The following is a 14,965-nucleotide window of genomic DNA, read 5'->3' on the forward strand; positions in this document are numbered from 1 at the left end:
GGCAAGGGGAGCATCTTTCCATCTTGAGTCTTCCCATAGGCTGGCCAGTGTGTCCCCAGCCCCATGTCCAGCCCCGCTCCCGCCCTCGTCAAAGCCGCCCAGGAACTCAGCCGCAAACTGGCCCCGCTCCAGTTTGGCGAGCCCGTCACGCACGTTTACAATCCCCTGGAGTACGCCTCCGTTCCACACGAGCAGTATTTGAACCGCTACGGCCGCGCCGGACAGCAGATCATGTTTCTGGGCATGAACCCCGGCCCTTACGGGATGACCCAGACGGGCGTTCCTTTTGGCGAGATCCCTGCGGTGCGCGACTGGCTCGGCATCTCCAGCCCAGTTGGCAAGCCCATGCCGGAGCATCCCAAACGCCCCGTGGTGGGTTTCGACTGCCCGCAGAGTGAGGTCAGCGGCCGCCGCCTCTGGGGGCTCTTTGCAGCCAAGTTCAGCACCGCCGACGCCTTCTTTGACCGGCACTTCGTTGCCAACTACTGCCCGCTGGTATTCATGGAAGAGGGGGGCAAAAATCGTACACCCGACAAACTACCCGCTCCCGAGATGGCCGCGCTCTACGCCGCCTGCGATGAACACCTCCGGAAGGTGGTGGCCGCCCTCAAGCCAGAGTGGGTCATAGGCGTGGGCGGCTTTGCCGAAGGACGCGCTCAGTTGCTGAAGGCAGACTTCCCAAACCTCAAGATCGGGCGCATCCTTCACCCCAGTCCCGCCAGCCCCGCCGCTAACAAGGACTGGGCGGGAAATGTGACCCGCACCATGGAGGCACTGGGTCTTTGGTGAGGGAGGCATGCTCGCCCAAAGGTACGCATCCCCTGAATTTCCACAGTTGCCAAACAAGGGTTTTCCGCCAATCGTGCGGTGACCAACCACTGGTCAGGCACTGCCATGTTTCTCACCAACCTCGACATCCTCATCAACCGGATCAAGGATGCTGAGTACGCCCACCTTTTGCTCGAACCCGTTCCCCTGTTCGGGCTGCTTTTCGGTCTGATCTTTTTCGCCGTCGGCCTCTGGGGGAGAGAGGACAAGACCCGGGTCATCGCCCTGCTGGTGATCGCGGGTGCCTGCGCCAGTGTCATCCCCTACACCACCTACCGTGAGCGGGCCCAGCCCCGGGTGCTGGAGATGATGCCGCTGAAGAAGTCCATCAAAGACCAGACCGCTTTACGGCAAAACACCCAGTGGGTGTACCTCACCGTGGCTGGCATCGCGATCCTTGCTCTCATCAGCAGCGGGAAAATTGGGCAGCTCGCGGGATACGGCGTGCTGGTCACTGGCTTGGGTGCCCTCGTCTTCAGCATCTGGCTTCACATGAAGGAAGCGGAGATCTTCCACCCCAACATCCGTGGCGCGCCCACAAAGGTCATCCCGGCAGCCCCAGTGAAACCCGCAAAACCAGTGCAGGCCCCGGTTCCCGCAGCATCGGCCACCCCAGCTCCAGCCACTCCGGCGACACCGGCTAAACCTCAATAGGGGTTGAGGTTGGAGGAAACACCCCGCCCACGCACAACCCGAAGCTTGTAGCCGCACCTCGTAAGAGTGTGGTTGGGTGGCGTGGCACTCATCAAGAGGTACCCGACATTGGTGAGCTTCGAGCGAGTCAACCCTGGGGACCTCCGCGGAGGATGATCAGGTGGGAAGGCCGACCGCTTCCGCTTTCTCTCCACCGCCATCAACACCTCCAAGTCACCCCAAGGCTCCTTGGCAGGCACTAGCTGAAGCGTCTGCAAGCTTCGCCTCCGCGCCGACGTTGCCAAGCCACGACGGATCCCCTGCCCAATCCCTTCGTGCCTTCGTGTGAGAATATAAACCCTCCCGCCCCTCATTCGCTCCATTCAAGCCCGCCTGGCAGATCCACGCCGCAGAACTCAAGATGCAGAATGCGGCGGTGCCGGTCCGAAGTGGACTTCCCCGAAGCATGCAGCAGCAGCGGACGCATCAACAAAACGTCCCCGACGTCCATCTCGCACAGCGTTTCCTTCACGCGGTTCCGGCAATCCTGAATCTGCTCTGCCCCAAGCCTTCCCACCCCATGGGTGCCTGGCAGGACCTTGAGAGCCCCGTTCTCCGCGTCACAGGCGTCCAGATGAATCCTCATGGTGACGACCGCCTCCAGCAACGCCACTGGCGGTTGCACATGCGGCACCCCGTCCTTCATGCTCCAGGGGCCGAACCCCGGCACGTCCTTCCTCTCCCGCACCGCAAACGTCAGATCTTGGTGCCAGGGCACGAGCCAGTTGGCTGCGGGAGATTTGTCGAAGTAAATGGCTCGAACCAACCGGGGGGCTCCCGCCAGATGTGGCAGCAGGCAATCCCTCACCTGCTCTGAGCCCACGAGTTCCCGCACGGCGGGCACTTCCATGAGACCCCGACGACCGGCACCGGCCACCGTGCCCAGCACCTGCTTCATACGGTCGCACTCCGCGGCGGAAAAAACGGCAGGAAGCCGGGTGAATCCCGCGCATTTAAAACTGGGGTTCGATGCCATAAGGCTCAGGTTCGTGGAGACTAAAACGAGCCGCCCAGGGCCAGATGGAGATCGACCCGGTTCCTTAATCGCAAGGCCTGGACGGCAAGCAGGGCACTGCGGGCATCAAAGGCCCGCTGACGGGAGTCCAGCACCGTGAGGGCATCGCTCAGCCCCCGGCTGTAGCGGCTGATCGCCAGCTCCACCGCACGCTCCGCCTCAGCCGCCGCAGTGGTCAGTGCCGACTCCTGCTCCTTGAGGTAAATCTCGGCCGCCAGGGCTCCTTCCACCTCCTTGAAGGCCTGGAGGGCCCGGCCCGAGTAGGTGGAAAGTATTTCATCGTACCTGGCGCGTGCCTCCTCGGCATTGGCCCGCAGCCTTCCGCCCTGAAAGACCTGCTGGGCAACACTTCCCGCCAGGCTCCAGACCACGGCCTCACGCTGGAGCAGCAGGGACAGCTCATCACTGCTCAGGCCTCCAGAGCCGGTGAGACTGAAGCTGGGCAGAAAAGCCTTCTTTGCCCCACTCTCCGAACGCAGGGCTGATTCCAGGCGGCGCTCCATCGCCCGCAGATCTGGGCGGCGCAGCAGCATCTCCGAAGGCAGGCCCGCCGGCACGTTCTTGCGCATACCAGGCAGATCCGCCACCCCATGTTCCTTGCCCGCCGGGTAAGCCCCCAGCAGCAGTTCCAGCCCCCGCCGCGCTTCATCCGCCTCCCGCTTGCGGGAGGCCAGCGTAGCTTCCGCACGGGCCAGGTCTGCCCGCGCCAGACTCACATCCAGCGCCACCTGTTCGGTATCGATCCCCCGGTCCAGTTGCTTTTCCAGAACCCCGAGGTTGATGCGGCGGGTGGCAATGTTCTCTTCCGAGAGCTGAATCTGGGCCCGGGTCTCCGCCAGGGTGAGGGCGGATTTCACCGTCGTCCCCGCCAGGGACAACTGGGCGGCATACAGATCCTCCTGCGCTGCCTCGGCCCCTGCCGCCGAGGCGCCGCGCTGGTCTCGCAGGCGTCCCCAGAGGTCCAGCTCCCAACTGATGTCTGCGCCCATTTCAAAGCGGTTGCTCCGCACGCCAGAGCCGACGAATCGCTGTCCGGAGGCACTCTGGTTGCGCCGCCCGCCAAAGTCCACACCCACCTGAGGCCAGAGTTCCGCCCCTGCGGCCTTGGCTTGAGCCCTCGCCTGAGTGACTCTGTTGGCCGCCGCCTTCAAGTCATGATTGCGTTCCAGCGCCAGCCGCACCAGACGCTGGAGGTCGGGATCATCGAAATCTCCCAACCATCCGGTGGCACTTGATGATGAGACGCTCGCTCCGACAGACCATTGACGCGGCGCTCCAGACTTCACGACCTCTAAATCTCCCGCCTTGCGTTCAGCCCCCAGGGGATCAGACGAGACGCACCCTGCCGCAGAAAGCAGCAGCGTAAACCCAAGAGGCAGAAGAAAGCAGCGGGGGGCCATGCAAGCTGGGCAGAAACCGCAGTTCCGGGCTGGATGGGATGGCTGCTCTAGGGCTTCGCCTCGGGGGCCGGGATCGGCGCGGGAGCAGGGGCCGGATCAGCACCCGCAGGGCCCGGCACGGGTTCATCCGGCTTCACATAGTTGCCCTCAATCCGCTTCACCAGCGTCGCTTCGTAGCCCTCCCCTTTCTTTTCCAGTCGGTATTGGCTGCGCTCGAAGAGCTTCTTGTAGGCCCATCCCGCCACCACGTCCCAGCGGCCAGTTCCAGAAGCCTTCAGAGAACTCAATTGCAGCGTCACGGGGGAGAGGCCGCTGCGGGGGTCCACGATGCTCTTGTCAGGATCACGCATGGTGAGCACTTCGCCACTGACAAAGTTCAGGCGCAGGTCATCCATGCGTCCCACAAATTTCATGCTTGTGCTGTAAAGCCGGTCCCCCTTCACCACCGAGTACACCTTGGGCACCTGGGGGTCCACAGGAGGCAGCGTCTTCAGCAGGTGCCTCACCATCGCCTCTCCTTCCGGTCCTTCCATATCATCCAGGGACATGGCACCAGGTTCGCCAGACTCGCACCCGAGCAGGGCAAACAGGCTGAACAAGAGGAGAAAACGGGAGATCATCTGGTGCACTATGTGCAATGTTCCCGGGCGGTGGTCAACCTCCGGCAGAGCTGGACACCCCTTCTTCCTCCAGTGCCTGTTGACGTTTTTGCAAATTCCCGCAACTTTCCAGTTCTTCAGAGGTTGATACTGGTAGCCATGGAGCCACTCTCGCCCAACGATCCGGTTTTCAAACTGCTTGGTAAAACCAAGCAGGTGGAACCGCGGCCCAATTTCACGCAGAATGTCCTGCGCGCCGTGCGGCAGACGCCTCAGCGCGAGACGTGGTGGGAGCGTTGCCAAAGCTGGCTGGCCCACGGGTTCGGTGCCCGCAGCACTTGGGCGGGCTCCGGTCTGGCGGTGACTACCGCGCTGGCCATCTGGCTGGGCGTGCGCGCCCCCGAGGTAGAAACACCTCCCACCAGCGCTGCGGCGGTGGCCACGGCCACTCCTTTCACCAAGGAAACGACTTCTACTGGGGCGCTGGCCGCCGCGTCGCTCGAAGAGGAAACCTTCACCGCTGTCGAAGAATCCACCTCCGTAGCATCCCAACTGGCCAGCATGGACCAGATGAGCCTTCTCCTGGCCCAGCAGGACACCAGCGCCCTCACCGACAACGAGATTGCGCTCCTGCTTTATTAGCCGCGACCAATTAAGAGGATTGCCGGACTAGCCTGCCCAAATCGGTTGACTTTCCACGGCGGCGAACGATGTGTCACCGCCGTTTTCATTTTTTTTGGGCACGGCATGGCAGTGCATTCTGGTTTTCGCCATGAATCGAATCACTTTGTGCAAAAAACATGGCGGCCCTAGTCAAAGACAAACCAGATGAACCTCTACGTCAGTAATCTTTCATATAACATGACCGATAATGAGCTGCGCGAATCTTTTGAGCGCTACGGTCTTGTCTCCCACGCCCGGATTATCCTCGATCGTGAGACGGGGCGCTCGCGTGGATTTGCGTTCGTGGAAATGCCCAATGATGAAGAAGCTCGTGCTGCCATCAATGGACTGAACAACGTTGAGCTGGCTGGGCGCCCTCTGAAAGTGGTGGAAGCTCGTCCGCGTGAAGAGCGCCCATTCTCCCCGCGTCCCGCTGGTGGCGGCGCTGGCGGTGGCGGCGGCTACAAGGGCGGTGGCGGTGGTGGCGGCTACAGCGGCGGCGGTGGCGGTGGTGGCGGCGGCTACAAAGGTGGCGGCGGTGGCGGCGGCTACAAGGGCGGTGGTGGTGGTGGCGGCGGCTACAAAGGTGGCGGCGGCGGCGGCTTCCGCGACAAAGACAAGGGCAACTGGGACCGTGGCAAGCGCGACGGCTTCGGTGGCGGAGACTGGGAATAAGTTTCACGCCGTTTTACCGGCCTTTTCCAACTTTTGATTGACCCTTTCGAGGCCGCAGACGCTCCCGTCTGCGGCCTTTCTGTTTTGGGGAAAGGCGCTCTTGCGAGCGCGCCCCTCTATATTGCCCCCCCCACCGCTCCCAAACATCGCGAAGCGTCTTGGAGTGCGGTGGCTAGACACCGTTTTCTGACCGCGACAACGCGTGAACAGCAGCCGCACACCAGCGTAGCCCACAACTCCCGCGAACGCCCGTGCATCGGCCGGATCAAGAATCAAGCCCCCTCACCTTCCATCGCCCGGCGAAAGCGGCGTCCAGCCGCCAGCACTCCAAGACGCTGCCGCGATTCTTGAGACTGCCCGGTGAATGCAGTCTCTGGATACAGGAGAATAGCCCCCCTCCCGGCAACCGAAGCGGTCGCCCTACAATCCAAGGTATTTGGCAACGAGTAGAACGATGCAATCTCATGGGACACTCGCGCCCGGCCCGGCCAGCTGGGCGACAGCTCATGTCTTGCGTCTTCTGTCTCCCCTACACCAGACCATCCAGCGCCTGCACCAGATCCAGGCTCCTGGCATTGGGCAGCACGCCCAGTTCCATCTGATTCATCACATAAGCAAAGGACAATCGCCGCCCTGGATCCCCAAAAGCCAGACTGCCGCCCGCTCCGGGATGCCCAAAGGCCCGAGGTCCCCGTCCAAACAACTGGCGTAACTTCGTCACTCCATCTTCCGCCACTGGATCCCTCATCACCCCTGGGCCGAACGCCATCAGCGTGCACAGGACAGCATCATCCTGTTGGGAAATCGTTTGAGACAGCGAGTGCACCAGGGATTCGCTCACCAAGCGACGCCCTTTCCACACCCCTCCCTCGGCCAGCATGGCATAAAACGCCGCCAGCGCCCGGGCAGAGCCCACTCCTCCCATGCTCGGATAGCTCCGCTGAAGGGTCTCCGGCTTGTTCATGTCCTGCACGGCGTTCAATCCGCTCGGGGAGACAAACGTCCGCTGCGTCAGGGTCCCCTTGGTGGAGAACGCCTTCAAAAACGGAGTAGGGGCTTCCCCCGCTTTGACCCGGCCCGGATAGAGCGTGGCCACCCGCGAGAGCCTGGCCCCAGGCAGGCCAATCCAGAAATCGAGTTCCATCGGATCCCCAATCTTTTCCCGGAAGTAATGGCCCAGCGTGATGCCCCGCGTGGCGTGCTTGACGATCTCATCCAGCAGAAACCCGAATGTGCGGGCATGATAGCCCTGCGCCGTGCCCGGTGGGGAACTTGGCACCTGCGCCTCCAACGCAGCCACCACGGCAGAGGCATCCTCAATAGGCACCACACCATCCAGCGCCGAAAGCCCTGCGGTATGGCTGAGGAGCTGCCGGAAAGTGACCTCCCCCTTTCCACCCCCTGCAAAGGCGGGCCAGAGCTCCACCACGCGCTCATCCAGAGCCAGCCCCGCCTCCTCTAAAGCCAGCAGACAGGTCACCGCAGCCACCCCTTTGGTGGCACTCCACACGGGGACCAGAGTGTCCGCATCCCAGAGACGGGCACCGCTTCGATCCAAGGCTCCACCGCTCAGGTTCAACACCTCTTCCCCCTTGTGAAACACGGAGACAGAGGCACCAAGCTCACCCCGTTCGGCAAAGTTCCGCTCGAACAGCGGGCGAAGCGCCTGGTCCAGACGAACAGAGAGCTGATGATCCCCCATGGCCTATAACTCGTCCTTGAGGGTGACCAGATCAGGATCCCGCTTGGCCGTCTTCTTGAGGCTGGAATCCATTTCAAACGACTTTTCCAGCATGTTCAAAGCCTCGTCACGATTCCCCAGCCGGGCGTGATAGCACCCGATATTGTAGAAATACACCGCCTTGGTCCGCAGAGAAGGCGGCCCCTTGAGCAACACATTGAGCGCCCCCAGCGTGTTTCCCAGTTCATGGAGGCAGTATGCCTCATGGATGAAGCCGCCGGGCTCCTCCGGTGCTTCCTGACAGAGGCGCTGGGCCACGCGCAGGGCATCCTCCCAGCGGAGCTGCCCCATCAGGCTCAAGGTCAGGATCTCCAACGCATCCGGCCGCGCCAGATACTCCCCCGGAAGGTCTTGCAACTCGTGCCAAACAGCTTGGAACATGCCCAACTCCAGGTACCCCTGCGCCGCTAGAATGCTCCGTTCGTACCCGTTCATGCCTCAATATAGATGCGAATTCTCTCCGCCACGTTCCATCTGTTTGCAAGCCCCCGCTTGAGATCGTAGTACGAATGCATGACTCAGGCCTTTGTCTTGGGTGCCGGGCTCGGCACGCGGTTGCGACCGTTGACCGACCAGCTCCCCAAGCCGCTCATCCCCGTTTGCCATCAACCACTCATCTCGCATGCCTTTGAACACCTGAGGCGGGCGGGAGCGCGGGAGTTCATCGTGAATACGCACCACCTGGCCGGGGCCTACACGAAGGCGTTCCCAGAATCGCAGCATAAGGGGCTGCCCATCACCTTCCGCCATGAACCTGTCCTGCTCGATACTGCGGGCGGCATTGCCAACATCGCCGACCTGATCCGCGGGGAGTCCTTCGTCGTGTACAACGGCGACATCCTGACGGATCTGCCCCTGGCCCCCCTCTGGGAGCACCACCAAGCGTCTGGCAATCTCGTTACCCTCGCGCTTCGCAGTGAGGGTCCCGGCCAGCACATTGCACGGGACTCCGGGACGGGCCGTCTCACAGACATCCGCAACCTGCTCGGCACCGGGCAGCACGGCACTCACCAGTTCACCGGCATCTATGCCGTGCACCCGGCATTCTTGAAGCACCTTACGCCCGGCAAGATCGAATCAGTCATCCCCATCTTCCTCTCGCTCATCCAGTCGGGCACCCCCATCGGTAGCGTGGTCGTTGACGAGGGTTCGTGGTGGGACCTGGGTGATCGCACTCAGTATCTGGAGGCCCATCGCGCCATCTTTTCAGAGGGAGACACCTTTCCCGCTTATGCCCCGGAAGCCCGCACCTCTTGGAATCCGGTCCATCCGGACGCGCACGTCCACCCGTCCGCCACCCTCCGGGGATTCAATCTGATCTCCCAGCAGGCCCAGGTCGGACAAAACGCCGCGCTGGAAGACTGCCTGCTCTGGCCCGGAGCCCGAGTCGCCCCCGGCGCGGTGCTGCGACGTTGCATCGTACGCAGCGGCATGGAGGCCAATGGTGAATTGGCCAACACCGATGTCTAACCTCTGAAGGCCCGCCCCGGGTGCAGACCGTGCTTGCAATCCGCTCCAGACTGCCGAAAACTCCGCGCCCCTGATGCTCACGGACCCTCAACTTCTCGAACTGACCGCCACCCAACTTCCGGGATGGCCCAAGGCCGTTCGCCTGGATGCCATCCTCAAGGGCGGGTCCGACCGGCTGTACTACCGTGTACAATTCGAGAACCCGGCGGAGTCGGGCGTGATCCTCATGGTCTACACCTTGGCACGGCCGGACAATCCCCGCTTTGTCCCGGCCACGCGCCGCCTGGAAAAACTGGGCATTCACGTCCCACACATCTTTGCGCATGACACCGAGAACCTGTGCGTTTGGCTGGAGGATCTTGGGCATGTGGATCTGCATTCCTTCCGGGAGCAGTGTTGGGAAACCCGCCGCCCCCTCTACGAATCCACCCTGAAAGAGGCGGCCAAGCTCCACAATGTGGATGCCGGTGCCCTGAGCGCCGAGGATATCGCGGAAATGGAGCTGTGCTTCGATGACCGGCTCTATGAGTGGGAGCAGAACTATTTCCTCAACCACTACGTGCAGGGCCTGCTGGGCAAAGACCCCGCCAGTGCCGGTCTGGAAGGGACTCACGAAGCGCTGAAAACACTCCGCGACCACCTGGCGAGTCTCCCCCGCGGCCTCGTCCATCGCGATTTCCAGAGTCAAAACGTGCTCATACGGGAGGGCTCTGCCTGGTTGATCGACTATCAAGGGGTGCGCCCTGGCCTGGCCGAATACGACCTCGCCTCCCTCCTGCTGGATCCCTATGTGGAGCTCTCAGAAAATGAGCGCGAAGCCCTGCTCACCTGGTACGCCCAGCACACCGGGCGAGATTTAGGAGAGCTCCGCCAGACCTACCAGCTCTGCGCTGCTCAAAGGCTTATGCAGGCCATCGGGGCCTACGCCAATCTCAGTCGCAATCTGGGCAAACCCCATTTTGAGCAGCACATTCCCGTCGCGCTGGACCGTCTGCGTGACATTTGCGACAGCCACCCGCTCCTCGCCCCCGTGGCTGCCCTGACACGGCTCAATGGTGCCCACTGACGCGCATCCGATGATGCCCAAAAGGCGCACGAAGAGAGACCACAAAGCCTTTGCTTTGCCACGTCTCATGTGTCCTTGTGAGGGGTCAGCCTCTGACCACTTCTCATGGAACCGAAGCATGCCCACGCTCCAACCGTCACGATTGAGAATTTCCACCCGTCATTGGGTGCCTCCAACTATCTGATCAAACGGGTGATCAACGAGCCATTGGACGTCTATGCCGATGCGTTTACCGACGGCCACGTCATCATGTGCACTCTGTTGAAGTGGCACAAAATCGGTGACGCGCACTGGTCGGAGGCTCCCATGCGTCCTCAGGAGAACGACCGCTGGCAGGGCCGCTGCAGTTTCCCCTCTGCCGGACGCTGGGAATACGCTGTGGAGTCTTGGGCCGACTCCTGGCTGACCTGGCGGAAACACTTCAAAGCCAAGTTTGACGCCAGCGATCCGGAGCTTCGTATTGAGGCACGGGAAGGGGCCAAACTGCTGGAACAGACCGCCCGCCGGGCCCGCACAGCCGGAGCCAGCTCCTCCTCCATGGAGTTGTTGGAACTCGCTGACATGCTGCGCCGCCTGCCCCCTGGGGAGTTGATTGATGTGATCATGGGCGATGACCTTCAGCTCATCATGGAACGCTTCCCCGACCGCTCACTGAGCACCACATCCCAGGTTTTTCAGGTGGTGGTGGAGCGCGAGCGCGCCCGTTTTTCTGCATGGTATGAGTTTTTCCCGCGCAGCGCAGAGGGCCGGGCGGACCGCCACAGCACCTTCCGCGACTGTCTGGCGCGACTCGACGATGCCAAGTCGATGGGCTTCGATGTGATTTACTTCCCGCCGATTCATCCCATCGGCGTCACCCATCGCAAAGGAAAGAACAACACCCTCGTCGCCCACCCGGGTGACGTGGGCTCGCCCTGGGCCATTGGCTCCTCGCATGGTGGCCATCGGGCGGTGGAACCCGCCTTGGGCACCGTGGAGGACTTTGAATGGCTGGTCGGAGAGGCCCGCCAGCGCGGGCTGGAGATCGCCCTGGACTTTGCCATCAACTGTTCGCCGGACCACCCGTATGTGAAAGAGCATCCGGGCTGGTTCCACCAGCGTGAAGACGGCTCAATCCGCTATGCGGAGAACCCTCCAAAGAAGTACCAGGACATCTACCCCATCAACTTCCACTGCGAAGACTGGAAATCGCTGTGGCGGGAGCTCATTGATGTCGTGCTCTTCTGGGTGGAGCGGGGAGTGAAGATTTTCCGCGTGGACAACCCGCACACCAAGCCCGTCTCCTTCTGGGAGGTGCTGATTGCAGAAGTGCAGGCCAAGGATCCGGATGTGATTTTCCTGGCTGAGGCATTCACCAAACCCCGCATGATGCAGGGCTTGGGCAAGATCGGCTTCAGCCAGAGCTACACCTACTTCACCTGGCGTGAGAGCAAGCATGAGCTCACCGAGTACGCCAATGAGCTGACCCTGGGTGACATGCGCTGGTACTACCGGGGCAATTTCTGGCCCAACACCCCGGACATCCTGCCGCATCACCTGCAGAATGCGGGTGCCCCCAGCTTCAAACTCCGCGCCGCCCTGGCCGCCCTGCTGGTACCCAGCTGGGGCATCTACAGCGGCTATGAGCTCTGCGAAAACCAGCCGCTGGCAGGTCGCGAAGAATATCTGGACTCTGAAAAGTATGAGGTCAAGGGACGGGACTGGAACGCCCCCGGGAACATCAAAGGGTTTATCCGCGAACTCAACCGCGCACGCCAGGAAAACCGGGCTCTGCAGCTCTATGACAACCTGAAGTTCCACCACTGCGGGCACGATCAGATCATCGTGTTCAGCAAGGTGACTTCAGACTTCAACAACCGAGTGCTCGCCATCATCAACCTCAGTCCGCACGACACAGCCTCAGCCATGGTGGATCTGGACATGGGAGCCCTCGGCCTGCCACATGATGCAAGCTACCGGGTGCGAGATCTCATCCATGGCGGCGGCTACCAGTGGCACGGCTCCTCGAACTTCGTCAGCCTCGATCCCCGGGGCACGTTCATGCATCTGTTCCTCATCGAACCCTGATCCCGGCCTCCACAAGCCCCGATTTCATGAACCCTGTCCGCCTGATCCTGCTCCTCGCCGCCATCGGCAGCAGCCTTGCCTGGCTCTACGTCGGTGGCGGGCGGGGCCAGTTTCCGGAGGTGGACCCCTGGTACCTGGACTTCCTGGTGGCCAACACGCGCAACAAGGACTCCGAAGCATCCCAGTCCCTCTCCAGCGATGTGGTGCTCGTCCAGTTCCGCGAAGATGAAAAGGCCGAGTACAGCGCCTGGCCGCCTGCCCCGCTGGACTACATCATGGCGATGAAGCGAATCGCACACCACGAGCCCGAAGTGGTGGCCTTTGCCGACAGCCTCCACTGGGACAACGAAACACCCGAGTTCGTCCTGCCCTTGCGTCAGACATTGGTGGCGCAGCCTTCGGTGGTCTTTGGGTTTGAAGTATCGAGCTCAGATGCCGAAACCGCGGTCCTCACTCCAGAGACCAAGACCTTCCTAGAGGCTGAAATGCCTTCCATGGGCGAAGCAGAGGATTCCATCGCAACCATGCCAACCTTCAACCAGGTGGTGGCCATCCCCTCCAAGACGCTCCGCGTGGTAGGACAGATGGGAATCGCTTCCATTGCCGGTACCAGCAACACGCCAGAAGGCAGTGTGCCCCTCCTGGCCCGGTACGGGTCGAAGATCGTCCCCACCGTCGCAGCCCAGGCCGTCACCCTGTACCGCCGCATCCCCTACTCCGTCATGCGGCTGCGCCTCGGTGCAGGTGCCCGGCTCAGCTTGGGCGACCGTTATGTGATCCCCCTCGATCGCACCGCCTCCGTGCGGGTACCTAAGGAGGTCTCCGTGCCGATCGTGAACGCTCTTGACCTGCTCACTCCAGAACTCGGGGTGCCGTCTGAGGCAGTGAACAAGGAGGCCCTGGGAAAGAAAAAGATCATCGTCATCTCCCACACCCAGGCTGGCGCAGAAGAGGCCCGCACCATTGCGGCGGCCCTCTCCGCCCCCGCTTACCACCAGGCTTCCCAGCGGTGGGAGTGGGTGGTCGCAGGCTTCACCACTCTGCTCGCCATCTGGCAGGCACGCCAGGGCCGCCTGGGTTCACTGGTTTTCGGTTTCGCCATCGTGGTGCTTTGCGTGGGCACAGGCATTCTGGTTTTTCAGACAAGCCTCCTCTGGTGCTCCCCCCTCCCGGTGCTTGCGGCCATTGCCCCCAGCACACTGTGCTGTTTCCTGTGGCCACACCGGAAAGCACCACGCCAGGAAGAAATTCAGCCAGTCGAACCGCAGCCCGCCTGATCGCCAGACAGGAATGCTCCTTGCCAAGCCCTTCTTTTTCCGGTAGCGAGAACTGCACGGATCGATTTTCCCGCAGTACCTCAGTTTTTTGCTTTATCACATGACCTTTCGCAGTCTGTTGCGCCGCAGGGAGATTGGCGCCAATTCGTATCTCATCGAGAACGGCCGCCAGCGCATTATTCTCGACGCTGGGGCCCACCCCAAGGAAAAAGGTCACGATTCGCTGCCCAATTTCAATTCGGTGCCTCATGACACCGTGAACTCCATACTGGTCACACACGCGCACCACGACCACATCGGTGCCCTGCCCGTGCTTCAACGCCGCCAGCCGCGTACACCCGTTTATATGACAGAGCCCACGGGAGAAGTGGGCGCAGCCATGCTGCACAACTCTGTGAACGTGATGACCCGCCAGCGGGAGGAGCAGGGCATTCATGAGTACCCGCTCTTCACCCACAAGGAGATCGACGGCATCAAAGGCCGCTGGAATTACCGCGATCTGCGCCGCCCATTCCTTCTGCCGGATTCTGAGGTGGAATGCACCTTCTTTGACGCGGGCCACATCATCGGCTCCGCCGGCATCATGATCAGGCACGAGGGGAAGACCGCGTTTTACACAGGGGACGTGAACTTTGAATCCCAGACGATTGCCCGGGAGGCAGATTTCCCCACGACTGGCATTGACACCCTGATCATTGAAACGACCCGGGGCGACTTCCAGCGACCAGCCGACTTTTCCCGCAAGGCGGAAAAGGAACGTCTCGCCCAGGTGATCCGTGAGACTTTTGACAAGGGTGGCGCAGTGATGATCCCCGTCTTCGCCCTCGGCAAATCCCAGGAACTCCTGGTGATGCTGCATGAGCTGCACCAGATGGATTTGATCCCGAACGCCCCGGTTTTCATCGGCGGACTTAGCACGAAGATGACCGTTCTGTACGACAGCTACGCCAGCAAAACCCGGCGCAGTTATGAGGGGTTCCGCATTCTGGAAGACATGGACACACTCGTGGCCCCGCGTAAGCGCCGCAAGGAACTGCTCTACAACCCCCGGACCATCTACGCCCTCTCCAGCGGCATGATGAGCGAAGGCACGACCTCCAACCAGTTCGCAATGCGGTTCATGGATAATCCCAAGAACACGATAGCGTTCGTGGGCTACACAGACCCCGCCACCCCGGGCTATCGCATCCGGAACGCGAAACAGGGTGAAAAGATCAAACTCGATTCCCAGCTTCCCGAGGTGCCCCTTCTCTGCCGGGTGGCCAGCTTTGACTTCAGCGCCCACGCGGTGCGGGAGGACATCGTCTCCTACGTGACCAAGGTCAGCCCGCGCAAAGTGCTCCTCGTCCATGGTGATGCACCCGCTCAAGCCTGGTTCCACCAGACGCTCTCAGCCGCGCTTCCTCAGAGCGAAATCATCTCCCCTGAACCGGGCGAGACCATCAGCCTTTGGTAGGGCCATGGGGTCATC

The 14,965-nt window shown here is 61.7% G+C and carries 14 protein-coding genes; 9 read left to right on the forward strand and 5 right to left on the reverse strand.

Going from position 1 to position 14,965, the window contains the following annotated elements:
• Positions 1–63 precede the first annotated feature (63 nt).
• Together VSP_RS28695 and VSP_RS28700 are read left to right on the forward strand one after the other, a co-directional pair.
• Positions 64–789 carry a uracil-DNA glycosylase family protein gene (locus VSP_RS28695; protein WP_009965066.1) on the forward strand — a complete coding sequence of 242 codons (726 nt, stop codon included), beginning with the start codon at positions 64–66 and terminating at the stop codon, positions 787–789.
• 105 nt (positions 790–894) lie between these two features.
• Positions 895–1,482, forward strand: a complete 588-nt coding sequence (locus VSP_RS28700; protein WP_157211117.1) for a hypothetical protein — start codon at positions 895–897, stop codon at positions 1,480–1,482.
• A 349-nt stretch (positions 1,483–1,831) separates the two neighbouring features.
• Here VSP_RS28700 and VSP_RS28705 read toward each other — a convergent pair whose 3' ends face one another.
• Genes VSP_RS28705 through VSP_RS28715 form a run of 3 tightly spaced genes read right to left on the reverse strand, consistent with a single transcriptional unit; the run spans position 1,832 to position 4,556 of the window.
• Positions 1,832–2,497 carry a phytanoyl-CoA dioxygenase family protein gene (locus VSP_RS28705; RefSeq protein ID WP_029190840.1) on the reverse strand — a complete coding sequence of 222 codons (666 nt, stop codon included), beginning with the start codon at positions 2,495–2,497 and terminating at the stop codon, positions 1,832–1,834.
• A gap of 20 nt (positions 2,498–2,517) precedes the next feature.
• On the reverse strand, positions 2,518–3,936 hold the full coding sequence (locus VSP_RS37835) for an efflux transporter outer membrane subunit (RefSeq protein ID WP_053332401.1): 1,419 nt from the start codon (positions 3,934–3,936) through the stop codon (positions 2,518–2,520).
• Positions 3,937–3,983: 47 nt separating this feature from the next.
• On the reverse strand, positions 3,984–4,556 hold the full coding sequence (locus tag VSP_RS28715; RefSeq protein ID WP_009965073.1) for a hypothetical protein: 573 nt from the start codon (positions 4,554–4,556) through the stop codon (positions 3,984–3,986).
• Positions 4,557–4,694: 138 nt separating this feature from the next.
• Here VSP_RS28715 and VSP_RS28720 point away from each other — a divergent pair, with 138 nt between their 5' ends.
• Together VSP_RS28720 and VSP_RS37840 are read left to right on the forward strand one after the other, a co-directional pair.
• Positions 4,695–5,177, forward strand: coding sequence for a hypothetical protein (locus tag VSP_RS28720; RefSeq protein WP_009965074.1), 483 nt, complete (start codon positions 4,695–4,697; stop codon positions 5,175–5,177).
• 186 nt (positions 5,178–5,363) lie between these two features.
• Positions 5,364–5,873, forward strand: a complete 510-nt coding sequence (locus VSP_RS37840; RefSeq protein ID WP_044133699.1) for an RNA recognition motif domain-containing protein — start codon at positions 5,364–5,366, stop codon at positions 5,871–5,873.
• Between the two features lie 529 nt (positions 5,874–6,402).
• On the opposite strand, the gene VSP_RS37845 is transcribed toward VSP_RS37840, so the two are convergent.
• Both VSP_RS37845 and VSP_RS28745 read right to left on the reverse strand, forming a co-directional pair.
• Positions 6,403–7,575 (reverse strand): EstA family serine hydrolase, encoded by a 1,173-nt coding sequence (locus VSP_RS37845; RefSeq protein WP_009965079.1) that lies wholly within the window; start codon positions 7,573–7,575, stop codon positions 6,403–6,405.
• A 3-nt stretch (positions 7,576–7,578) separates the two neighbouring features.
• The gene (locus VSP_RS28745) at positions 7,579–8,049 is read right to left on the reverse strand and encodes a TPR end-of-group domain-containing protein (protein ID WP_009965080.1); all 471 of its coding nucleotides are present in this window, start codon (positions 8,047–8,049) and stop codon (positions 7,579–7,581) included.
• Between the two features lie 78 nt (positions 8,050–8,127).
• Here VSP_RS28745 and VSP_RS40170 point away from each other — a divergent pair, with 78 nt between their 5' ends.
• From VSP_RS40170 to VSP_RS28770, 5 genes are all read left to right on the forward strand, one after another.
• Positions 8,128–9,084, forward strand: a complete 957-nt coding sequence (locus VSP_RS40170) for a nucleotidyltransferase family protein (RefSeq protein WP_009965081.1) — start codon at positions 8,128–8,130, stop codon at positions 9,082–9,084.
• 73 nt (positions 9,085–9,157) lie between these two features.
• Positions 9,158–10,150 (forward strand): aminoglycoside phosphotransferase family protein, encoded by a 993-nt coding sequence (locus VSP_RS37855; protein ID WP_009965082.1) that lies wholly within the window; start codon positions 9,158–9,160, stop codon positions 10,148–10,150.
• A 105-nt stretch (positions 10,151–10,255) separates the two neighbouring features.
• Positions 10,256–12,217, forward strand: a complete 1,962-nt coding sequence (locus VSP_RS28760; protein WP_009965083.1) for a maltotransferase domain-containing protein — start codon at positions 10,256–10,258, stop codon at positions 12,215–12,217.
• Positions 12,218–12,243: 26 nt separating this feature from the next.
• Positions 12,244–13,494, forward strand: coding sequence for a CHASE2 domain-containing protein (locus tag VSP_RS28765; protein ID WP_009965084.1), 1,251 nt, complete (start codon positions 12,244–12,246; stop codon positions 13,492–13,494).
• Between the two features lie 100 nt (positions 13,495–13,594).
• Positions 13,595–14,950 carry an MBL fold metallo-hydrolase gene (locus tag VSP_RS28770; RefSeq protein WP_009965085.1) on the forward strand — a complete coding sequence of 452 codons (1,356 nt, stop codon included), beginning with the start codon at positions 13,595–13,597 and terminating at the stop codon, positions 14,948–14,950.
• The last annotated feature ends 15 nt before the right edge of the window (positions 14,951–14,965 follow it).

Source organism: Verrucomicrobium spinosum DSM 4136 = JCM 18804 (genome assembly GCF_000172155.1).
Taxonomy (GTDB): domain Bacteria; phylum Verrucomicrobiota; class Verrucomicrobiia; order Verrucomicrobiales; family Verrucomicrobiaceae; genus Verrucomicrobium; species Verrucomicrobium spinosum.